Origin of the sequence: Arthrobacter sp. Soil761 (assembly GCF_001428325.1) — a bacterium.
Classification (GTDB): domain Bacteria; phylum Actinomycetota; class Actinomycetes; order Actinomycetales; family Micrococcaceae; genus Arthrobacter.
In genome coordinates this window covers 1-19,808 of sequence record NZ_LMSF01000030.1, presented here as the reverse complement: position 1 = coordinate 19,808, position 19,808 = coordinate 1, and the positions used below count along the sequence as shown (strand labels likewise).

20 protein-coding genes are annotated in these 19,808 nt (G+C 67.5%); 5 read left to right on the top strand and 15 right to left on the bottom strand.

Going from position 1 to position 19,808, the window contains the following annotated elements; genetic code table 11:
• Positions 1-2 precede the first annotated feature (2 nt).
• Positions 3-509 carry a DinB family protein gene (locus ASG79_RS18750; protein WP_056393232.1) on the top strand — a complete coding sequence of 169 codons (507 nt, stop codon included), beginning with the start codon at positions 3-5 and terminating at the stop codon, positions 507-509.
• Between the two features lie 24 nt (positions 510-533).
• Here the strand turns inward: ASG79_RS18750 and ASG79_RS18745 are convergent, their stop codons facing one another.
• Complete coding sequence (locus ASG79_RS18745; protein ID WP_056393231.1) at positions 534-1,412, bottom strand: CPBP family intramembrane glutamic endopeptidase; 879 nt, start codon at positions 1,410-1,412, stop codon at positions 534-536.
• Positions 1,413-1,502: 90 nt separating this feature from the next.
• Positions 1,503-2,552 (bottom strand): helix-turn-helix transcriptional regulator, encoded by a 1,050-nt coding sequence (locus tag ASG79_RS18740; RefSeq protein ID WP_056393229.1) that lies wholly within the window; start codon positions 2,550-2,552, stop codon positions 1,503-1,505.
• A 183-nt stretch (positions 2,553-2,735) separates the two neighbouring features.
• Here ASG79_RS18740 and ASG79_RS18735 point away from each other — a divergent pair, with 183 nt between their 5' ends.
• Positions 2,736-3,170 (top strand): nuclear transport factor 2 family protein, encoded by a 435-nt coding sequence (locus ASG79_RS18735; protein ID WP_018770549.1) that lies wholly within the window; start codon positions 2,736-2,738, stop codon positions 3,168-3,170.
• 82 nt (positions 3,171-3,252) lie between these two features.
• Here the strand turns inward: ASG79_RS18735 and ppsA are convergent, their stop codons facing one another.
• The 4 genes from ppsA to ASG79_RS18715 form a co-directional block, all read right to left on the bottom strand.
• Complete coding sequence (gene ppsA / locus ASG79_RS18730) at positions 3,253-5,673, bottom strand: phosphoenolpyruvate synthase (RefSeq protein WP_056393225.1); 2,421 nt, start codon at positions 5,671-5,673, stop codon at positions 3,253-3,255.
• 145 nt (positions 5,674-5,818) lie between these two features.
• Positions 5,819-6,637: a pyruvate, water dikinase regulatory protein gene (locus tag ASG79_RS18725; protein WP_018770551.1), complete on the bottom strand. Its 819-nt coding sequence runs from the start codon at positions 6,635-6,637 to the stop codon at positions 5,819-5,821.
• 93 nt (positions 6,638-6,730) lie between these two features.
• A complete protein-coding gene (locus tag ASG79_RS18720) occupies positions 6,731-7,540 on the bottom strand; it encodes a slipin family protein (RefSeq protein ID WP_018770552.1) in 810 nt (269 codons plus the stop codon).
• A 111-nt stretch (positions 7,541-7,651) separates the two neighbouring features.
• A complete protein-coding gene (locus tag ASG79_RS18715; protein WP_321165896.1) occupies positions 7,652-8,314 on the bottom strand; it encodes a DUF222 domain-containing protein in 663 nt (220 codons plus the stop codon).
• A gap of 285 nt (positions 8,315-8,599) precedes the next feature.
• Here ASG79_RS18715 and ASG79_RS18710 point away from each other — a divergent pair, with 285 nt between their 5' ends.
• Together ASG79_RS18710 and ASG79_RS23895 are read left to right on the top strand one after the other, a co-directional pair.
• Entirely contained in the window at positions 8,600-9,088 is a 489-nt protein-coding gene (locus tag ASG79_RS18710) for a hypothetical protein (RefSeq protein WP_224084294.1), read from the top strand.
• A complete protein-coding gene (locus ASG79_RS23895) occupies positions 9,081-9,221 on the top strand; it encodes a hypothetical protein (protein WP_186447861.1) in 141 nt (46 codons plus the stop codon). The genes ASG79_RS18710 and ASG79_RS23895 overlap by 8 nt, the downstream gene beginning before the upstream one ends.
• Here the strand turns inward: ASG79_RS23895 and ASG79_RS18705 are convergent.
• From ASG79_RS18705 to ASG79_RS18685, 5 genes are all read right to left on the bottom strand, one after another.
• A complete protein-coding gene (locus tag ASG79_RS18705) occupies positions 9,218-9,478 on the bottom strand; it encodes a hypothetical protein (RefSeq protein ID WP_056393216.1) in 261 nt (86 codons plus the stop codon). The genes ASG79_RS23895 and ASG79_RS18705 overlap by 4 nt on opposite strands.
• 172 nt (positions 9,479-9,650) lie before the next feature.
• Positions 9,651-10,751 carry a DUF2891 family protein gene (locus ASG79_RS18700; protein WP_056393214.1) on the bottom strand — a complete coding sequence of 367 codons (1,101 nt, stop codon included), beginning with the start codon at positions 10,749-10,751 and terminating at the stop codon, positions 9,651-9,653.
• Between the two features lie 31 nt (positions 10,752-10,782).
• Positions 10,783-11,754 carry a DUF979 domain-containing protein gene (locus ASG79_RS18695; protein ID WP_018770558.1) on the bottom strand — a complete coding sequence of 324 codons (972 nt, stop codon included), beginning with the start codon at positions 11,752-11,754 and terminating at the stop codon, positions 10,783-10,785.
• Positions 11,751-12,464 (bottom strand): DUF969 domain-containing protein, encoded by a 714-nt coding sequence (locus ASG79_RS18690; protein WP_018770559.1) that lies wholly within the window; start codon positions 12,462-12,464, stop codon positions 11,751-11,753. Before ASG79_RS18690 ends, ASG79_RS18695 begins: the two co-directional genes overlap by 4 nt.
• A gap of 211 nt (positions 12,465-12,675) precedes the next feature.
• Positions 12,676-13,353: a GntR family transcriptional regulator gene (locus ASG79_RS18685; protein ID WP_056393210.1), complete on the bottom strand. Its 678-nt coding sequence runs from the start codon at positions 13,351-13,353 to the stop codon at positions 12,676-12,678.
• A 69-nt stretch (positions 13,354-13,422) separates the two neighbouring features.
• Between ASG79_RS18685 and ASG79_RS18680 the strand changes: the two genes are divergently transcribed.
• Positions 13,423-14,400, top strand: coding sequence for a prenyltransferase/squalene oxidase repeat-containing protein (locus tag ASG79_RS18680; protein WP_235509864.1), 978 nt, complete (start codon positions 13,423-13,425; stop codon positions 14,398-14,400).
• A 7-nt stretch (positions 14,401-14,407) separates the two neighbouring features.
• On the opposite strand, the gene ASG79_RS18675 is transcribed toward ASG79_RS18680, so the two are convergent.
• From ASG79_RS18675 to ASG79_RS18660, 4 genes are all read right to left on the bottom strand, one after another.
• A complete protein-coding gene (locus tag ASG79_RS18675) occupies positions 14,408-16,156 on the bottom strand; it encodes an acetyl/propionyl/methylcrotonyl-CoA carboxylase subunit alpha (RefSeq protein WP_056393207.1) in 1,749 nt (582 codons plus the stop codon).
• The gene (locus tag ASG79_RS18670; RefSeq protein WP_056393204.1) at positions 16,149-17,819 is read right to left on the bottom strand and encodes a 5-oxoprolinase/urea amidolyase family protein; all 1,671 of its coding nucleotides are present in this window, start codon (positions 17,817-17,819) and stop codon (positions 16,149-16,151) included. Before ASG79_RS18670 ends, ASG79_RS18675 begins: the two co-directional genes overlap by 8 nt.
• Position 17,820: 1 nt before the next feature.
• The gene (locus tag ASG79_RS18665) at positions 17,821-18,579 is read right to left on the bottom strand and encodes a LamB/YcsF family protein (protein ID WP_018770564.1); all 759 of its coding nucleotides are present in this window, start codon (positions 18,577-18,579) and stop codon (positions 17,821-17,823) included.
• Positions 18,580-18,758: 179 nt separating this feature from the next.
• On the bottom strand, positions 18,759-19,610 hold the full coding sequence (locus ASG79_RS18660; protein ID WP_056393201.1) for a phosphotransferase: 852 nt from the start codon (positions 19,608-19,610) through the stop codon (positions 18,759-18,761).
• Positions 19,611-19,808: the final 198 nt, after the last annotated feature.

Here is a 19,808-nt window from a genome sequence, read left to right as displayed (position 1 = left end):
TTATGGCTTCCCACTCCCACTCGATGGACGACGTCATCAACGAACCTGCGCGTGTCCAGTTCGAGTTCTTCCTGGATGAGCACCGGGCCGCGCTCAACGGGTGCCTGGACGGGCTGACCGAGGAGCAGGTCCGGCGTCGGCTGGTTCCCTCCCGCACCACACTGCTGGGGCTGGTGAAGCATGCCACCTGCGTGGAGAAGGTCTGGTTCGACGAAGCCTTCACCGGCCGTCCCCGCAGCGAGATCGGCATCCCCGCCACTCCTGACGAGTCGTTCATCCTGGACGACGGTGACACCATCGACTCCGTCCGGAAAGCCCACCGGGATGCGTGCGCCGCGTCCCGGGCTGCTGCCGCCCCTCTGGGCCTCGACGACGTCGTGACCGGCAACCGGCGGGGACCGCTCCCGCTGCGCTGGTTGTACCTGCACATGCTGCGGGAACTCGCCCAGCACTGCGGCCACGCGGACATCCTGCGCGAACAGAGCCTGGCCGGCAAGGGCGCGGACTGAGATGCCGCCTCGGCCGCGCAGCGCTCAGGCCGGCGCCGTCGTCGTTCTTTGTTTTGTGAGGTCCCCGCGGCGGGCAAGGGCCACGGCAGCAACCAGCAGCCACATGGTGGCCGCCTGGCCCCAGGGATAGACCTGCTGCGGAATGCCAGGTGTCAGCGGGTTGAGGATGTACTGGAACGCCGCGAGGCTGACGTGCATCAGCGCTGCCAGGAGCACGCTGCCTGTATGGTCGTAAACCCACACCATGAGCACTCGGTAGGCCGTAAGCTGGCCGACGAGGACGGCCACCAGCCACAGCGACAGGAAGATTCCCAGGGGCACCCCGCCATTGGTCCCGCCCCCACCCCAATAATTCACGAAGAAGTGCCACGCACCCCACAGCACCCCCACCAGGATTCCCGTCCGCAGAACACTGAACCGCTGCCTCGCCTTGGGGATGGCGAAGCCGGTCCAACCGATTTCCTCGAGAAATCCCGCCGCCAGCCCGATGGCCAGTCCAGTGAGGATGGTGCCGCCCTTATCTGTAGCCGTGGCGATCCGAGGCGCGTAATCCGGGGACGCCAGCCAGAGCACCAGCACGAACGCGGCCAAACAGACCGGCGCCACCAGCAGGGCCAAATACCAGCGCCCGCCCACACGCCATCTCAGCAGCCTCGCCCGAAGATCCCGGTAGCCAGCCCGTCCCGACACAACTCCGGTAAGCACCAGGCTGGCCAACGCTGGTCCGAGCAGCATCGCCGGCACGGTTACGGGGATGGTGAGCTGGAACTGCTCCGGCGTAGGCGACAGGCCGCCCGTGACAGCCCACACCGCCAGCACAATGGCGCCCCACGACAAGAGGAAGGTAACAACGTAGTACCACCACAGCGGGTGCGTGCGCACCGATTCCGCCAAGGCATGCATGGGATCCTCCGGTTGCCGGCTGTACCTCCAGCTTCCAGGGCGGGCGCCCCCTGACACAGAGTCCTCGGACCCGTTAAAACAGACTGCCGGTCAGGCCACGAGCCTGGCCACCAGCTCGCCGCGGCTGCCGACGCCCACCTTTTCAAAGAGCGATTTCAAGTGGTCGTGCACCGTGTGCGGCGAGATAAACAGGTGCCGGGCGATCTCCGCCGTCGAACTTCCGGCCAGCACCTCCAGGCAGACATCCCGTTCCCGGGCGGTCACGCCGTACGCCATCAGCAGCAGGGCCACGAGGTCGTGGGTGGTTGCCGGTTCCACGGTGACCACCATCTGTTCGGGATCATCGCCGGTGATGAGGCGGCTGGCCTGCAGCACCACCCAATTGTTCCCTGCGTCGCGCATCCTGGCCCGCGCCGTCCCGGATGCCGCCGCATGCGCCTGCGCCACCACCGAAAAAAGCGTCTGGCTGAAGCGCCCGGGCGCAGCTTCCTCCACCTGGGCAAGCCAGGAGGCGGCGGCCGGCGTGGCCGCGCGGAGGTCACCGTGCAGCCCGGCCAGGACAATGACAGGCCCCACGGCGGCCGGTCCCGCCGGGTGCGCCACGCGGACGGCGGCCCTGGTGGCCGACGCGAGCGTGGCAGTCACCGCGCCCAGGAATTCCACCTCCCGGTCGGTGAAGTCGCTGCCGCCTTCCCGGAAGATGCTCCCCACGCCCCAGCACAAGTCGTCCACGCGGAACGCGGCCCGCAACTCATGCTCGAAGCCCAGCGGCTTGATCAGGTCGTTGATCCGGACGCTGCGGACCACCTCACGGTGCGGCGCATCCGAAATCCTCGCGATGGGGCGGGGCCGGCGCAGCAGCTCGGCGAAGGTGTTGGGTTCCCGGCCTGTGTATTCGGACTGGGCAAAGCGGAGGAAATACTCCTCAAACTGGCGCCCACCCACCGGCCACGGCAGCCAGTTGGTAACGGAGGTCATCACCATGGAGGCGGGGTCGACGGCGGCCCAGCACCCTTGCTCGAACGGCACCTCCCGCTGCACCACGGCCAGCGCCGAGGTATAGAGGTCAGGCAGGTCCATCCCGCCGGCGGCCATGGCGGCGATGTCCCGCCGGGCACGCTCCGCGCGCTCCTCCCACATACCTCCAGTATCCGCCCGGCAGGCAGGCCGGCAATCCCCCAAATGGGTGGTTTTCCAGGCGCCCCGAAACCCCTGGTGCGGGGATCGCGGGGGTGTGTTCCGCCGTCGTACTTTTCCTTTTACGGACGCCGCACGAAGCGGGCCGTCCGTAGAGGAAAACCGGGAACCACAATGGAGGCTGCAATGGGACAGGCACGTGACGTCATGGGCCGGCTGATGACGGCCATGGACGCAAAGGACAGGGATGCGCTGGCAGGCTGCTACGCCGAAGGCGCCGTAATCAGCACTCCGGACCAGGGAGAGATCTCCGGCCGCGAGGCGATCACCAACTATTTCCTCCACTTCTGGGAGGCCATGCCGGACGTCACGTACCAGCAGGTGGCCACTCATGAGGCCGGGGACGTTGCCATCCTGGAGGGCTTCGTGGTGGGCACGAACACCGGGCAGCTGAACCTGCCCACCGGCGGGACGCTGCCGCCGACAGGAAAGCAGGTCCGGGTGCGAAGCTGCGACATCACCAAAGTGGAGGCAGGCCTGATCACCGCGCACCACGCCTACTTCGACCAGATGGAACTTCTTGGCCAGCTGGGGCTGCTCCCCGAACCGTCCAACCAGTGAAACCGTCCAACCAGTGAAGGCGGTTCCGTCACCACCTGTCGGCAGTGGCGGAACCGCCCCTTTGATCGTCAAGCGTTCCCGTTCAGGCTGCCCCGACGGCGGCCACGGCTGCACCTTCCGAAGCGTCAGCTGAGGCCCCGGCGAGCCGAAGCCAGGTGTCCACCACGGTGTCCGGGTTCAGGGAGACGGAGTTGACGCCTTCCTGTACCAGCCACTCGGCGAAGTCGGGGTGGTCGCTGGGGCCCTGGCCGCAGATGCCGACGTACTTTTCGCGGGCCCTGCAGGCCTTGATGGCCATGCTCAGCAGCTTCTTCACGGCCGGGTCCCGCTCATCGAAGCTGTTGGCCACAATCGCCGAATCCCGGTCCAGGCCAAGGGTCAGCTGGGTCATGTCGTTGGAGCCGATGGAGAAGCCGTCGAAGTACTCGAGGAACTCGTCGGCGAGCAGTGCGTTGGAGGGAAGTTCGCACATCATGATCACCTCGAGGCCGTTTTCGCCGCGGCGCAGCCCGTTCTCGGCGAGCAGTTCGATGACGCCCCGCGCCTCGTCCAGGGTGCGCACGAACGGGATCATGAGCTTGACGTTGGTCAGCCCCATCTCGTTTCGCACGAAAGAGAGGGCCTCGCACTCAAGGTCGAAGCAGTCCCGGAAGGACGGCTCCAGGTACCGGGACGCGCCGCGGAAGCCGATCATCGGGTTCTCTTCATGCGGCTCGTACGCCGGGCCACCGATGAGGTTGGCGTACTCGTTGGACTTGAAGTCGGACATCCGGACGATCACCGGTTCCGGCGCAAAGGCGGCGGCGATGGTGGCCACGCCCTCGGCCAGGCGCTTGATGTAGTACTCGCGGGGGCTGTTGTAGGCGCTGATCCGTTCCCGGATCTCGGCGGCCACATCCGCAGGCTGGCTGTCCAGGTTCAGCAGGGCCTTGGGGTGGATGCCGATCTGCCGGTTGATGATGAACTCCAGCCGGGCCAGGCCCACGCCGTGGTTGGGCAGCTGCGCGAAGGTGAACGCCTGTTCGGGGGTGCCCACGTTCATCATGACCTTCACCGGCGCCTCGGGCAGGTTGGTGATACCGGTTTCCTCAACGCTGAAGTCCAGCAGGCCCTCGTAGATGGCCCCCGTCTCGCCGTCGGCGCAGGACACGGTGACTTCCTGGCCGTCGGACAGCGTGTCCGTGGCGTTGCCAGTGCCCACGACGGCGGGAATCCCCAGTTCGCGGGCGATGATCGCGGCGTGGCAGGTGCGCCCGCCGCGGTTGGTGACGATGGCGGAGGCGCGCTTCATGATCGGTTCCCAGTCGGGGTCGGTCATGTCCGCCACCAGCACGTCGCCGGTTTGGAACGACGCCATCTGGTCGATGGCGGTGAGGATCCGGACCTTGCCGGCCCCGATCCGCTGCCCGATGGCCCGGCCTTCCACCAGCACCGGGCCGGTTGCGTTCAGGCGGAAACGGCTCATGCTGCCCGGGGCCCGGCGGGACTGTACGGTTTCCGGGCGGGCCTGCAGGATGTACAGGCCGCCGTCGGTCCCGTCCTTGCCCCACTCAATGTCCATCGGACGGCCGTAATGCTTCTCAATGGCCACGGCGTGGCGGGCAAGCTGCTCCACGTCGTCGTCCGTCAGGCTGAAGCGCGAGCGCAGCGAAGCCTCCACCGGCACGAAGTCGATGGTGCGGCCGATCTCGCTGTTGTTGGTGTACGTCATCTGCAGGGCCTTCTCCCCCAGGCCGCGCTTGAGGATCGCCGGGCGGCCGGCCGCCAGGGCGGGCTTGTACACGTAGAACTCGTCCGGGTTCACCGCACCCTGCACCACGGCTTCACCCAGCCCGTAGGAGGAGGTGACGAACACGGCGTCCTGGAAGCCGGACTCGGTGTCCATGGTGAACATGACGCCGGAAGCGCCGACGTCGGAGCGCACCATGCGCTGGATGCCGGCCGAGAGTGCCACCTCGGCGTGTTCGAACTTGTGGTGCACGCGGTAGGCGATGGCGCGGTCGTTGTAGAGCGACGCGAAGACGTCCTTGATGGCCTGCAGGATGTTCTCGATCCCGCGGACGTTCAGGAAAGTCTCCTGCTGCCCGGCGAACGAGGCATCGGGCAGGTCCTCCGCCGTGGCGCTGGACCGGACCGCCCAGGACAGGTCCGCGGAGCCGGCATGCTTGTCCACCAGCTGCTGGTACGCCTCGCGGACCTGTGCTTCGAAGTCGGGCAGGAAGGGCGTTTCCCGGACCAGGGAGCGGATTTCCTGGCCGGCGGAGGCCAGGGCCGTCACGTCGTCCGTGTCCAGCCCCACCAGGCGATCGGCGATCTTCTGGTCCAGTCCGGAGTCGGACAGGAACCGGCGGTAGGCGTCTGCCGTGGTGGCGAAGCCGTCCGGAACCTGGACACCGGCCGAGGTCAGGTTCTGCACCATCTCGCCCAGTGAGGCGTTCTTGCCGCCCACCTTGTCCAGGTCCTTGAGTCCAAGTTCAGAGAACCACAGAACGTCTGTCGTCATGATTGCTGCTCCTTTGCAGTGGGTGGCGTAAGCAATGCTGGCCGTCACGGTAGTGCCGGCCGGAAGAAAAAACCCTGTCAACAGTGGCAGGTCTGCAGCGCACTTTCCACATGATGTGCGCTACGCCACGTTTGTGAAATGGCGGCTAGTGCTTGAGGTTCATCCGCTGCAGGATGGTGGCCGCCATTTCCTCCACGGAGACGGTGGCGGAGTTCAGGTACGGGATCCGGTGGGAAACGTACAGCTGCTCGGCGCTGCGCAGCTCAAAACCGCACTGCCGCAGGGATGCGTAGGGCGAGCTGGGGCGCCGTTCGGTACGGATCTGGCTCAGGCGCAGCGGGTTGGAGGACAGGCCGAAACACTTCGACACGAAAGGCCGCAACGGCTTGGGCAGCCCGTCCCGCTGGAAGTCTTCATCCACCAGCGGGAAGTTCGCCGCGAAGATCCCGTGCTGCAGCGCCAGATACATGGTGGTGGGCGTCTTTCCGCACCGGGACGGGGCCACCAGGATGACCTGGGCCTTCTCCAGCGCACGCAGGCTCTGCCCGTCGTCATGCTCCATGGCGTACTCGACGGCGGCCATCCGGGACTGGTAGCGCGCGGCGTTCCCCAACCCATGCGCCCGGCCCGGCTCACCGCTGGCAGGGGTGCCCAGCGCCTGCTCCAGGACCCCCACATGGGTGCCGATCAGATCCACGATCACACCGTTGCAACCGCCAAGGATCTGCCGTATTTCGCTGTTGACGGCGGTGGAAAACACGAGGGGCCGGGGCCCGGCGGCAGCCAGGCCGTCGATGGTGCGGACCACGGACCTCGCCTGGTCGGGGGTGGTGATGAAGGGAATGGTGACGCGGTCGAAATTGTCCACCGGGAACTGCGTCAGCAGTGTATTGCCCAGTGTTTCCGCGGTGATGCCGGTACTGTCCGACAGGAAGTAGACAGGCCGTAGAGCAGCAGTGGTCATGGCACGACTTTAGCGGCCGCCGCGTTCCGCACCGAAAGTCCGGGCATGCTGGGTCCGGCCCGCTCCTTGGCTGCGCGCGGGTCAGGCCGCGGGTCAGGCCGCCTTTACAGGTGAGGGGCCGGCCGCGGACGCCGCCTGGTTCTCGCGCGCCAGGAATGCGGAGAGTTCGCCGATGGTGCTCATCAGCGGGGCGGGGAACACCACCGTGGAGTTCTTGTCCACCGCGATTTCCACCAGGGACTGCAGGTTGCGAAGCTGCAGTGCCAGCGGGTGGGCCATCATGGTGTCGGAGGCATCGCCGAGCGCTGCCGCAGCGATGGCCTCGCCTTCGGCCGCGATGATCTTCGCTCTCTTCTCACGCTCCGCCTCGGCCTGGCGGGCCATGGCGCGCTTCATGCTTTCCGGCAGTTGGATGTCCTTGAGTTCCACCAAGGTGACTTCCACACCCCATTCAACGGTGAGCACGTCGAGGATTTCGCGGATGTCGCCGTTAATCCGTTCGGTCTCGGACAAGGTCTGGTCCAGGGTGTGGCGGCCAACCACCTTCCGCAACGTAGTCTGGGCGATCTGGTCGATGGCGGAGGCCACGTTCTCAATGGCGATGACGGACTTCACGGCGTCCACCACCCGGTAGTAGGCCACGGCGGAGACGTCCACGCTGACGTTGTCCTGGGTGATGATGCCCTGCGACTGGATGGGCATGGTCACGATCCGGAGGCTGACCAGCGGCAGCCGGTCGATGATCGGGACAATCAGCCGCAGGCCCGGATCCCTGACGCCAATGACCCTGCCAAGCCGGAACAGTACGCCCTTCTCGTATTGCCGCACGATCCGGATGGACATTCTTGCAGCGATGAGAAGCAGGACAACGAGGACGATGACAACGATAGTGGTGGCGTCCACCAGGATCCCCTCCTGGTTACTCGAGTGGGACGTGCCGACGCCTGGGTGGCGCCGTGACAGGTGCCCTGCCTTTATTGTCCCACCAAAGGCGTGAGGGAGCCCAGGGAGGAGCTACCGGTTCCGCACATGGGGCCACAGCGGTGGCTTGTTGCCTCCTTGGAGGTCCTGGTTGCCGCCACCGGTGAGCAGGGCGGCGGAGAGCACGTCAGCGCGGAGTTGCGAAGGGGCCCTGTGCTCGTCCTGGCCTTGGAGTCCCCTGGCAATGGCGGTGGTGCGGTTCCAGACCGCCGAGGCTGTGGTGGCGGGCAGATAGGCGGAGATCCAAGCCATCCCGTCACAGTCCGGCGTGTACTCCACGCGCCGGTCCGCTGCACTCCTGGCGTGGCGTCCTTCCAGGGTCTCCGGGTGGTTGCGTTCGCGCCAGATGCGGGCTTTGGCCTTGAACCGGTGGGCCGGCATCTCTCCGACCGGGCAACCCCGGGCCGGGTTGCCCGTGTCAGGATCCAGGAAGTGCGCTTCCAGGGCGGCTGCGCCTGCAGAGTCCAGGCTGGCGGTTTGGTCCACCATGGTCCGGGCATGCTGCCAAGAGATATGCCCGGAGCGCAGGGCAGCAAGAGTTAAGGGCAGCGAACTGGCCAGCGCATATGTTTCGGCCAGCAAAGCACCAGCCGCGCGATGACTAATTGACAGTACGCACGCTACCTCCGCCGCCACCGCCATCACATCCAGGCAGCCATCGGCCAGCATTTTGGCGGGCGGGATTGACCGGGTCAACGGGGGTCCCGCGCGTCCCGCGGGTCGGCAAACCGGAGGCTAGACTGGCCGGGTAAGGACGGATTGGGGGATCCATGGCGGCGCTGCCGCTGTTCCGCTGGTCGGTCGCAGCCAGCGGACCCAAGGATCACCGTGACCTTCTTCCAGGACTTTCCAGTACCTCCGCTCCCACCGAGGCCGAGGTCTCAACGGTACGTCCCGCCGCCATGGGCGGGCGCCCCAGTCTACGAGCTGCCGTCCGTGGTCCACATCGGCAGGTTTGTGTCCAGGATTCCGTGGAGGGTGGTGGCGGTCAAAAGTGCGGACGTGTTCTCCACCGGCTGCGTGTTCAACCTGTCCTGGCTGTTCCGCCGTGACCAGCAATCCGACGAAGACTGGGCCGACCTGCAGCACCTCTTCTTCCAGCCGGGAAGGGGCATCCGCAGTGGCCGCGGACAACAGACCGGCCTGATGTTCGGCGTCCAGTTCCCCGATGGTTCCAAAGCCAGCACCGGCACCCTGGGTCCCCACGGCTTCGTGGAGCGTGGCCAGGAACCCGAACCTCCGGCGCTGGTCCTGAACAATGGCGGCGGCGGTGGCGGAGAGGATGAGTTCCAGGGCACCGGCTCGCTCTGGCTCTGGCCGCTTCCCCCTGCCGGCAGCCTCCGCCTGGTTTCCCAGTGGACCGATTTCGGCCTTGAGGAAACGTCCATCATGCTCGACGGCGGGAAGTTGCGGGATGCCGCAAAGGCAGCCCAGCAGTACTGGCCGGAGGAGGGCAGCAACCATGGGTGACTTCACAGGCTTGGTCCTGTTTGTCCTCTTCGGAGCGGTCTTCTTCTACATCCTCTACGGCGTCATCCGCGCCGCAGTCCGGGACGGAATCGTCCAGGCGGATGAGCGCCGCGCGGACCGGCGTCGTACCTAAATCGAGGACACGATGCTTCCGTAGCCCTGCAGGAACATCCGGCGGCCCTGGCCGTCGTCGGTCCACACCCAAATGACCGAGTAGTCGGACGTGACGGCGTCCACCACACCCGTGCCGGCAAGGGTTCCCTCGGCGAAGCGGACCCGGTCCCCCACCGCCAGCCGCGGGTGCCTGGTCCGCTTCCTCCTGGGCCGAAGCGTGGTGGACTCCACTGCTGTTGCGGGGTCTGGCGGGCAGGTCGTGAGCTGCTGGCGCATGGGATTCCTTGGGCTCGCGGGCGGATGGTCAGCTCATTACAACCCTGCCCGCTGCTCCCAGGTCACGCACTCGCGCGTGGTGATGCAAGACTAGCTGTCCACCGGCGTGGCATGCACCCACCAGACGCTCCGAACGGAGTGTGACTGGTGCGTGCGCCACGCCAGCCCGGAATCAGTCGAGTTCAGCCACCGATCCCAGCGCATCCCACGCGAAGCTGGCCAGCCAGTGCGTGGACATGAAGTCGCCGCTTTCCAGTCCGGACAGCCCGGCCTTCAGGAGCGGGTCCAGCGCGTCGGACAGCACGGCCGCGGCGGCCGAGGCTTCCGGGCCGCTGGATTGACGAAGCGTGGCGATGATCCGTGCCACCTGTCCCGCGCGGGTCAGGTTCAGTCCGTGCAGGTGCACCAGGTAGCCGTCGGTCTCATCCGTCACGCTCACCGGCTGCAGGATGCGCGATGCGGTGGACAGCTCCGGCAGGAACCCCGCGAACCACCCGGCGAACTCGTCCGCGGAAAGCACGCGGCGCATCAGGTCCGCCTCGCTCAGGCCCGCGGAGAGGAAGTCCTGGCCGCTGAGCTCCCAGTCGCCCGGCCAGCCCCGGTCATTGGCAAACCAGGTGCGCGCCGCGTCCTCGCACGCTTTGGCGGCATCAACCCTGCCCAGGGAGCGGAAGGCATCCAGCATGTACCCCACACCGAACGCGGCGTTGGTGTGCAGCCCGTGCCGGACGGGATACTGCGCCTTGGCCATCCAGGCGGCGCTGAGCTCCGCCACGGCATCCACCAGGGGTTCCAAAGCGGTGCCCCATTGGCGGATCTCCGCATCCGGGGAGGCGGAGCAGGTGGCGGCCAGCCGCATCAGCCAGGCCCAGCCGTAGGGCCGCTCCCAGGACGGGTTGGCCAGCAGGTAGTCCCGTTCCACTGCCAGCTTGGCCGGGGTCAGGTTGGCGCCCAGGGCTGCCCGGAGCGACGCCTCGGTGGCGGCATCCACCCAAGCCGCCGTGCCGCCGTCGGACGCTCCTGCCGCGGTAGTCCCAGCAAAGGGTGACCCTGGAGTGCCGCCCACCAGGCTCGCCCCCAGCCAGTGCATGTGCACGCAGGAGTGCCAGTCGAAGGAGGTGTAGAAGGCGGGGTGGATCTGCTCGGGGGTTGGCCTGTCGTCGGCTGACACCTGGGTGTGGTGGGCCGAGTGCGGGAAGGGCTCGGAAAGGTTGCCCAGCACCACGGCCGCGTAGTCCGGTGCCGCCTGTGCGCGAAGATCGTTGTCCATCATGCTCCTTTGAATGGCAGGGTCTGCGGAAGGGTTAGTGGAAGGCCAGGAAGTACATCAGCGCGATGTTCACCGCCAGCAGCGGGATGGCCGTGCCCACCTGTGCGGCGATGACGCCGTATTTGTTGTCCATTTCCAGCAGCGCGGACGGCACCAGGTTGAAGTTGGCTGCCATGGGCGTGCAGAGCGTTCCGCAGAAGCCGGCCAGCATGCCGATCGCGAAGACGATCGCGGGGTCACCGTGGAACGTCTCCACCAGCACGGGCCAGCCGATGGCAGCGGTCATGATGGGGAACGCAGCGAAGCCGTTGCCCATCAGCACGGTGAACAGGAACATGCCGATGCAGTAGACCAGCACGCCGGCGATCAGTGAGCCCTTGGGCAGCAGGCCGGAGGCGAGCGTGCCCACGGCGGTGCCCACGCCGGCTTTGGTGAAGAGGATGCCCAGCGTGGTGAGCATCTGGGGCAGCAGCGCGGCCCAGCCGATGGATTCGAGGATCCGGCGGCTTTCGAAGATGGGCGTGGCCGGGTTCTTGGGCTTGAGGATCACCAGGGCCACGACGACGGCAGCCACGGCGCCAATGGCCAGGGCTACCAGCGTGGTGTTCTTGGGGTCCAGCAGCGGGGTGCCGCCGATGGACAGCAGCGGGGCTGCGAGCACCAGGATGACGGTGACCAGGGGCAGCGTCAGGGCCGGGATGAAGAGCTTGTTGCCGAAGCGCTTGGCGAAGGCCTCGCGCTCGTGGCCGGTGGAGGTGCGGTGCTTGCCGTGGCCCAGCAGGCCGGTGGAGGCCAGCACCACCAGGACCAGGACGGCGATGCCCAGGATCCAGCCGGGCGCCGTGCCGGCCTGGACCCAGGTGCTGTAGAAGAAGCACAGGCCCAGCAGGCCCCAGAAGGAGGAGCTGCCCCAGCGGCGGGGGTGGTTGGTGTCGGCGGCAATGAGTGATGCCCAGGCGACGAACAGAAGGCCGATCAGCCAGTAGACGGCTTCAACGTTGATCATTTCGCTTCTCCTGCGGTTTCCTTCTGGGCGGTGAGCTCGTATTCGCGGTATTCCTTGTCCAGCTGCTTGTCCAGGCGCAGGAGCCGGAAGCCGTGGATGAGGAAGGCCGCAATGGCGGTGGGGATGGCCCAGAGGGCCAGCTGGAGCGGTTCCAGGTGCAGGTGGTATGTGGTGTCCACGAACGTGGTGATCAGCAGGATGGAGCCGACGGCGACGAACACGTCCTCGCCGAAGAACACGCCCACGTTGTCCGCGCCGGCGGAGTGGCCCTTGATCTTCTCGCTGATCTTGTCCGGGACGTGCCCGTAGCGGCGCAGCGCTGCGCCTTCGGCCATGGGGAACACCAGCGGGCGGACGGTCTGGGCGTGGCCGCCGATGCTGTTCAGGCCGACGGCGGCGGTGATCTGGCGGACGGCCAGGTAGCCGATCAGGACCCGACCTGCCGTCAGCTTGGCGAGCCGGCCGATGAGGACCTTGGCCTGTTCCTGCAGCCCGAAGAACTCGATGATTCCCACCACGGGCAGCACGGCCACGAAGATGGTGACCGAGCGGCTGCTGGCAAAACCGGTTCCGAACGAGTCGAGGATCTGCGCGGGGTTCATGCCGCCCAGAAGTGCGGTGACGATGCCCGCAACGGTGACGACAATCAGGGGGTTCAGGCGGATGGCGAAGCCAACGATCACCAGCAGCACCCCGATGAGTACAAGCATGATTATCCCTTCCCAGGGGACCCGTGACGGGTCTGCGAAAGTGGGGGCCGGCGCGTCCGTGAGTGTAGTGGTGGGAGTGACGGCGCCGAGGGGCGGGAGCCCCGGACACGTTAGGGCTGCAGGGTTAAGTGAGCTGCAGAACAACGGTGTGATCTAAAGCATAGCTTTTTGTTCAACAATCCTGCAACCCCCTTTTTTGGGGAAGGGTTGGCTAGCGGCCGACGGCGGCGAGCAGCTGCGCTTCCGCGCGGTCCAGGTAGGCGGCCAGGAAGTCCGCTGCCGCGGCCAGTTCGCCGGCTTCCAGGAGGTCCACGATCCGGGCGTTGTCCTCCACGTAGGGCTCGTGGAAGGCAGGGTTGGCCGCCATCGAGTGGAACACCAGGCGCATCTCGGCCAGCACCTGGTCCATGAGGCTGTTGAGCCGCTCGCTGCCGGAGCGGTCAACGATGGCGCGGTGGAAGTCCTGGTTGGCGCTGGCCATGCCGGGGATGTCGCCGTCGGCGGCAGCCGCCCTGGCGGCCTTGATGATTGCCGCCAGGGGCTCCAGCGGGGCATCGCCGGACCACAGGACCGCCGCGGGCTCCAGGAACCGGCGCACCCGGTAGATTTCGCGGATGTCGTCTGCCGTGGGGTGGGCCACGAACACACCACGGTTGGGGATGCGGGTCACGATGTGTTCGGCATGGAGCGCCGTGAATGCTTCCCGCAGGGTGTTGCGGGACACGCCGAGGGCCTCGCGGAGGGCTTCCTCGGCGAGCTTTGATCCGGGAGCCAGCTGCCCGGCGGCGATGCGGCTGCGCAGCTGGGCGGCCACCCAGAGGCCCGTTTCGGCGTGCTTTGTGGTCCTGGCCTGGGCTTGGAGATCGGCCAGTACCTCGTCAAACGTCATGGCACCACGATATCGGGCAGGACAGCGGTGCCCTGTCCGCACCGGACGTATTCCGCCATCATGGTGACCATGACGTGGCTTGACGGCCTCCGGTTCGACCCGATCGCCCCGCTGCTGTCCAGCGGTCACCCCGCCGTGCGCTCCTGGGCCGTCCGCGAGCTTGTCCCCGGACCGGGAGGGCTGCCGGCCACCCCGGCGGCCGATGAGGCACTCTGGGACCTTCCGGTCCCGCGCCGGATCCTGCGGCACCAGGCGGCGGACGGGTCGTGGGCCTATCCGGGAAGACGGCCCCGGGACCGCATGGATTACGACCTGCTGGAGACCTACCGGCAACTCGGGTTCCTCGTGGAGATGTTCGGGCTCACCCGCCGGCATCCGGCCATCGCCGCGGCCGCCGGTTATGTGCTTTCACACCAGTCCGAGCCAGGTGACCTTCGGGGGATTTACGGCAACCAGGTGTCTCCCAACTACACGGCGGCCCTCATCGGGCTCCTGTGCAAAGCGGGGTACGGCGACCACCCGCGCGTGGAACGCGCGTTCAGCTGGCTTGAGGCGTCGCGGCAGGACGACGGCGGCTGGGCCCTTCCCCTCCGCACCCGGGGGAGGAAGCTGGACGCGCTGGACGAGCCGCAGACCATCACCGGCGATCCGTCGCAGCCGTTCTCGCACCTGATCACCGGGGTGGTGCTCAGGGCCTACGCGGCCCATCCCGCGCACCGCGCAAGCACCTCCGCACAGAAGGCCGCGGAAATGCTGGCGGGCCGCTTCTTCGAGCCGGACGCCTATCCGGATAAGGGCCGCGTCTCCGACTGGACCGAGTTCTGCTTTCCCTTCTGGATGACGGACCTCGTTTCCGCCCTCGACGCGATCAGCATCATCCACCCCGGCCTTCGAACGGAAAAAACCGGCCAGGCGCGCGACTGGCTGGCCGCGCACCAGGAGCCGTCAGGGCTCTTCACCGGCCACCTGCTCCGGGACAGGTTCCACGACCTCCAGCTCTGGTTCAGCCTGGCGGTGTGCCGCGTGTTCGCGCGGATGCCCTCGTGAGGTGCGTTCAGGAAATGGTGGTGAGCACCTGCCCGGGCCCGACGGCGTCTCCGGCCGCCGCGTACAGCTCACCGACGGTGCCGGCGCGGTGGGCGGCCACGGCCGTCTCCATCTTCATGGCTTCGAGCACCAGCACCGCTTCGCCTTCCTCGACGCTGGCCCCGGGCTCAGCCAGCCACTTGACCACGGTGCCGGCCATGGTGGCCAGCAGGTCGCCGTCGTTCTTCTCCGCCGCAGCCTCCCCGCCGTCCTGCGGAGCCGCTGCGCGTCCCCTGCCGCCGCCGTCGAGCAGGGAATCCAGCAGCGCCTTGGGGAGTCCCAGCTCCATCCGCTTGCCGTCCACCTCGATGCCGATGGTCCGGCGGGGCTCCTCCGGCGCGGCGGGACTGAAGGCCGGATCCGCCTCAAGGGCGGTGGTGAATTCGTTTTCGATCCAGGTGGTGTAGACGCCCAGCGTGTCGGTCCGGGTGAAGTCCGGCGCGTCCACCACCGCGCGGTGGAACGGCAGCACGGTGGCCAGGCCGCCGATGCGGAACTCCCGCAGGGCGCGGCGGGCACGGCGGAGCGCCTGCTGGCGGTCCGCCCCGGTCACCACGAGTTTGGCCAGCAGGGAATCGAACTGCCCGGGGACCACCGAGCCCGAACGGACGCCGGTGTCCACCCGGATCCCGGGACCGGTGGGGGCTTCGAAGGTTTCCACGGTGCCGGGGGACGGCAGGAAGCCGCGGCCCGGGTCCTCGGCGTTGATGCGGAACTCAAAGGCGTGCCCGCGCGGCTCCGGGTCCTCGAGGATGGGAAGCTTCTCCCCCGCCGCGATGGACAGCTGGGCGGCCACCAGGTCCACCCCGGAGGTCTCCTCGGTGATGGGATGCTCCACCTGCAGGCGGGTGTTGACCTCCAGGAAGCTCAGGAAGCCCGTGCCGTCCAGCAGGTACTCCACGGTGCCGGCACCGACGTAGCCCGCCTCGCGGCAAATGGCCTTGGCCGAGGCGTGGATGGCGGCCCGCTGCTCAGCGGTGAGGAAGGGGGCGGGGGCTTCCTCCACGAGTTTCTGGTGGCGGCGCTGCAGCGAACAGTCGCGGGTGCCCACCACCACCACGTTGCCGTGCGTGTCCGCGATGACCTGGGCCTCCACGTGGCGCGGCCGGTCCAAAAACTTCTCCACGTAGCATTCGCTCCGGCCGAAGGCGGCCAGGGATTCGCGGACCGCGGAGTCGAAGCTTTCCTCGATGTCTGCCTGGTCCCGGACCACCTTGAGGCCACGCCCGCCGCCGCCGAACGCCGCCTTGATGGCCACGGGAAGGCCCACCTGTTCGGCGAAGGCGCGGACCTCCGCGGCGCTGGCCACCGGTCCGTCGCTGCCGGGTGCCAGCGGGGCGCCGGCCCGGACCGCCACCTCGCGGGCGCTGACCTTGTCGCCCAGCAGCCGGATGGTCTCCGGGGAGGGGCCGATCCAGGTCAGGCCGGCGTCGATTACGGCCTGGGCGAAGCCGGCGTTCTCGGACAGGAAGCCGTAGCCGGGGTGGACGGCGTCGGCGCCGCTTTTCGCCGCAACGGCGAGGAGCTTGTCGATGTCCAGGTAGGTTTCCTGGGGCCGGGAGCCTGACAGCGAGTAGGCCTCGGTGGCGGCGGAGACGTGCAGCGCGTCGGCGTCCGGATCGGCGTAGACGGCCACGCTTTCCAGGCCTGCATCGTCGCAGGCCCGGGCGATCCGGACGGCAATTTCGCCGCGGTTGGCAATGAGGACTTTACGCATGGGGGCTTTCCTTAGGTGTTTCGGGCAGTTCTGCCGGAGGAGCTGCGGCGGTGAACCGGACGGTTGTGCCCGGGGGAAGCTGGGCGGCCTTGTCCAGGTCGGCATGGACGACGACGGCAATCACCGGGTACCCGCCGGTCACCGGGTGGTCGGAGAGGAACAGGACGGGCTGGCCTTCCGGCGGCACCTGCACGGCGCCGCGGACGGTTCCTTCGCTGGCGAGTTCGCCGTCCCGGCTGCGGCTGAGCGGCTGGCCGTTGAGGCGCAGACCGATCCGGTTGGACTTTGGCGTGACGGTCCATTCCTGGGCCAGGAAGTCCTGCAGTGTGTCGGTGCTGAACCAGTCCTGCCGGGGTCCGGGGACCACCCGCAGCACGGTTGCCCCGTCCTGAATCGGAAGGGGGGACACTTCCGGGTGGCCCACCACGCTGCCCGGTTTGGCGGCGTGCACCGGCAGGATGGTTCCCGCTTCGAGCAGCTCGGGGCCGATCCCTGACATGGTGTCCGTGGAGCGGCTGCCGAGAGCATCGGGGCCACCGAGTCCACCGCGGACGCCGATGTAGGAGCGGAGCCCTGCCGTGGGGGTGCCCACGGTCAACCTCTCCCCCGCCAACAGCGCGAAGGGGGCGTCGCACGCTGGGTGCCGCGCCGCCGTCGTCCGCTGGATGTCCTCTTTTGAGTCTGCCCCCGGTGTGATCTGCAGCGGGACGGCCGCTCCGGCGACGGCCAGGACCTGGTCGGTGAGGGCCTCGAGCTCGAGGCCGCCGAAGAGGAGTTCGATGCCGGCTGCGCCTTCGGCGTTGCCCACCAGGCGGTTGGCGCGGCGGAGGGCTCCGCGGTCCATGGCGCCGGCGCTGCTGACACCCAGCGAGGCGAAGCCCGGCCGGCCCAGGTCCTGGACGGTGGCCTGCAGCCCCGGTTTGCGGACGGCAAGTCCTGCGTTCCCCTGGTGCTCTGCCGTCCGGTTGGCGGGGACTTTGGGCCGTTCCGTCATGATGGCGTGGCTGCGGACGGCCTTGAAGCGGACGGTATCGCCGGGGCGGATGAGGGCGGGATTTTCCCGGTCCAGGTCCCACATGGCGGCTTCGGTCCGGCCGATCAGCTGCCAGCCGCCCGGCGACTGCCGCGGGTAGACGGCCGAGTACGCGCCGCCCAAGGCCACAGCGCCGGCGGGCACGGCCGTGCGCGGGGATCGGCGCCGCGGGACTTCGAGGCTGGGGTTTTCGCCGCTGAGGTAGGCGAAGCCCGGTGCGAATCCGGCAAAGGCTGCGGTCCAGAGCTGGCCGGCATGTGCGGCCACCACTCCCTCACGGCCCAGTCCGGTGAGCGACGCCACCTCGTCCAGGTCCTCGCCGTCGTACACCACGTCGATGGTGACCAGCGCGCTCTCGGTGTCCGCTGGCGCCTCAAGGTCCAGCCCGCGGACGTGCGCGGCCAGCGCCTGGACTGCTTGGGGCGAATCCGCGGTGACAAGGACGGTTGATGCGGCTGCGATGACGTCGATCTGGCCCGGCTGCGGGTGTGCGGTCAGCTGCGCCTGGAGGCTGAGGACGGCATCGAGGGAGGACAGCTCCACCAGGATGGCCCGGTCACCCGCGCGCCGGATCCCGGTCAGCTCCGGGCGAGGGGCAGTGGCGGTGCGCTGCTGCTGCGTGGCGGCCATGCTAGGCGAAGCTTTCGATCCGGATGCCGGCGTCCACCAGTGCGGCACGGACGGCGGCAGCCATTGCCACGGCGCCGGGGGTGTCACCGTGCAGGCAGATGCTTTCGGCGTGGACGGGAACCAGCGATCCGTCGATGGCGCGGACTACGCCATCCCCGGCCAGGCGCAGTACGTGCTCGACGACGTCCTCCACCTTGTGCAGCACGGCGCCGGGTTCGCGCCGGGAGACCAGGGTGCCGTCCGGGTTGTAGGCACGGTCAGCGAAGGCCTCGGCCACGGTCCGCAGGCCCGCGGCTTCGGCCTGGCGCTGGATCTCGGAGTTGGGGAGCACCATAAGGGGCAGGGTGGGGTCCACTGCGAGGATGGCTGCCACAACGGCCCCAGCCTGCTTCGGGTGGGTGACGATGGTGTTGTAGAGCGCGCCGTGCGGCTTGACGTAGCGGACGGCAGTGCCGGCGGCAAGGGCCACGGCCTGGACTGCGCCGATCTGGTAGACCACATCGGCGGTCAGCTCGGCCGGGGTCATGTCCACGAAGCGCCGGCCGAAGCCGGCCAGGTCCCGGTAACCGGGGTGTGCGCCCACGGTGACGCCGGCCTTCACGGCGGCCTGGCAGGTGGCCATGATGCCTACAGGGTCGCCGGCGTGGAAGCCGCAGGCCACGTTGGCGCTGGACACGCTTTCAAAGATGGCCGCGTCGTCACCGAAGGACCAGTTCCCAAAGGACTCGCCGACGTCGCTGTTCAGGTCGATGCTGGGCATTGTGATCTCCGTCTCGGATTGCTGTTCATCCAAGAATGCCCTAAAAACTCGGATTGTTCAACAATCTGAAGCCCCCTATTATGCTTCCGGCCCGTGACGCGCCATCACATCCTGCGGGTTTTCCATGATGCGCCATCACATAATGCCCTCCCGGCCACATCGCCGGGGAACGGCATCCCTTAGAAGGTGTCCAAGGCGTCACGGAGCATCCGGAGGCCCTGTTTCTCAAACTCCAGATCACCAACCTGGTAAGCCCACGCGGCTGTGGCAACGGCTTCCCGCAACTGCATAACGCTCCAGAGCCTACTGTGCCTGGGGTCCGAACCGTAACCCGCGAAGAAGGCTGACTGCAGCTGCGGAGCCGTACGCCATTGCTGTACGGCAAGCCGACAGAAATCGCTGGCGGCCGGCCTCAACTCGTATCTGCCAAAGTCGATGACCTTTAGGACTTCTCCGTCGAGGAGCCAGTTGCGCGGCTGCCAGTCACCATGGGTCGGGACAACAATCACCGGCTTCGGCTTGTAGGCGCCCAGTATGGCCCTCGCTTTTTCCGCGGCGCGGCTGTCGATGCGGTGGGGTTTACCTAGCCAGGCCAGGGCCTTGGTGGTGGCTGCCTCCTCATAATCCGGATCGCGATGCGCGGCCTGGTCATGGAAAACACGCAGCAGAGCACCGGCTTGGACGTATGTTTCAGGCGCGTATTCGGCTTCAGTGCCCTCTACCAGGCAACCTTCCAGATACTGCGTGACCAGGATATTCAGGGCGCGGTCCGCGAACCTGAGCTTCGGCGCACAGTTCCGGCGGGCCAAGACATGAACGGAGGATTGGTGGGCTGCAATCTCACGCTGTATGTGGTGGTTGGAAGGGCCTCCGGCCTTGATCACGTACCTGTGCTGACCATGCTCCACCGCGAGCACCACGGTTTCGACGATGTTCCAGGACAGGTCATCCAATAATCGGACGCCCGGGAGCCAGGCTTCCACGAGCTCTGCCTGCCCAGTATTCAGCAGGTTGCGGTGCCAGGAATCCATTCCGGCAGAATATACGGTCCGGCGGCACTGCCGTTACAGCCACTACGCGCTGATGCCTCCCTGATCAAACCGCGAGACGTGCTTAAATGTGGGAGGCCCCAACCTGGTGGTTGGGGCCTCGACCAATGTGTGTCCGGCGGTGACCTACTCTCCCACACCCTCCCGGGTGCAGTACCATCGGCGCTGTGGGTCTTAGCT

Bases quoted from the DNA above. Each gene is read 5' to 3' on its own strand.
- ASG79_RS18735 (WP_018770549.1), top strand. From the start codon at position 2,736: ATGGGACAGGCACGTGACGTCATGGGCCGGCTGATGACGGCCATGGAC.
- ASG79_RS18665 (WP_018770564.1), bottom strand. From the start codon at position 18,579: ATGCCCAGCATCGACCTGAACAGCGACGTCGGCGAGTCCTTTGGGAAC.
- ASG79_RS18740 (WP_056393229.1), bottom strand. From the start codon at position 2,552: ATGTGGGAGGAGCGCGCGGAGCGTGCCCGGCGGGACATCGCCGCCATG.
- ASG79_RS18700 (WP_056393214.1), bottom strand. From the start codon at position 10,751: ATGATGGACAACGATCTTCGCGCACAGGCGGCACCGGACTACGCGGCC.
- ASG79_RS18690 (WP_018770559.1), bottom strand. From the start codon at position 12,464: ATGCTTGTACTCATCGGGGTGCTGCTGGTGATCGTTGGCTTCGCCATC.
- ASG79_RS18670 (WP_056393204.1), bottom strand. From the start codon at position 17,819: ATGGCCGCCACGCAGCAGCAGCGCACCGCCACTGCCCCTCGCCCGGAG.
- ASG79_RS18660 (WP_056393201.1), bottom strand. From the start codon at position 19,610: ATGGATTCCTGGCACCGCAACCTGCTGAATACTGGGCAGGCAGAGCTC.
- ASG79_RS18705 (WP_056393216.1), bottom strand. From the start codon at position 9,478: ATGCGCCAGCAGCTCACGACCTGCCCGCCAGACCCCGCAACAGCAGTG.
- ASG79_RS18745 (WP_056393231.1), bottom strand. From the start codon at position 1,412: ATGCATGCCTTGGCGGAATCGGTGCGCACGCACCCGCTGTGGTGGTAC.
- ASG79_RS23895 (WP_186447861.1), top strand. From the start codon at position 9,081: ATGGGTGACTTCACAGGCTTGGTCCTGTTTGTCCTCTTCGGAGCGGTC.
- ASG79_RS18685 (WP_056393210.1), bottom strand. From the start codon at position 13,353: ATGACGTTTGACGAGGTACTGGCCGATCTCCAAGCCCAGGCCAGGACC.
- ASG79_RS18725 (WP_018770551.1), bottom strand. From the start codon at position 6,637: ATGACCACTGCTGCTCTACGGCCTGTCTACTTCCTGTCGGACAGTACC.
- ppsA (WP_056393225.1), bottom strand. From the start codon at position 5,673: ATGACGACAGACGTTCTGTGGTTCTCTGAACTTGGACTCAAGGACCTG.
- ASG79_RS18675 (WP_056393207.1), bottom strand. From the start codon at position 16,156: ATGCGTAAAGTCCTCATTGCCAACCGCGGCGAAATTGCCGTCCGGATC.
- ASG79_RS18695 (WP_018770558.1), bottom strand. From the start codon at position 11,754: ATGATCAACGTTGAAGCCGTCTACTGGCTGATCGGCCTTCTGTTCGTC.
- ASG79_RS18750 (WP_056393232.1), top strand. From the start codon at position 3: ATGGCTTCCCACTCCCACTCGATGGACGACGTCATCAACGAACCTGCG.
- ASG79_RS18680 (WP_235509864.1), top strand. From the start codon at position 13,423: ATGACGTGGCTTGACGGCCTCCGGTTCGACCCGATCGCCCCGCTGCTG.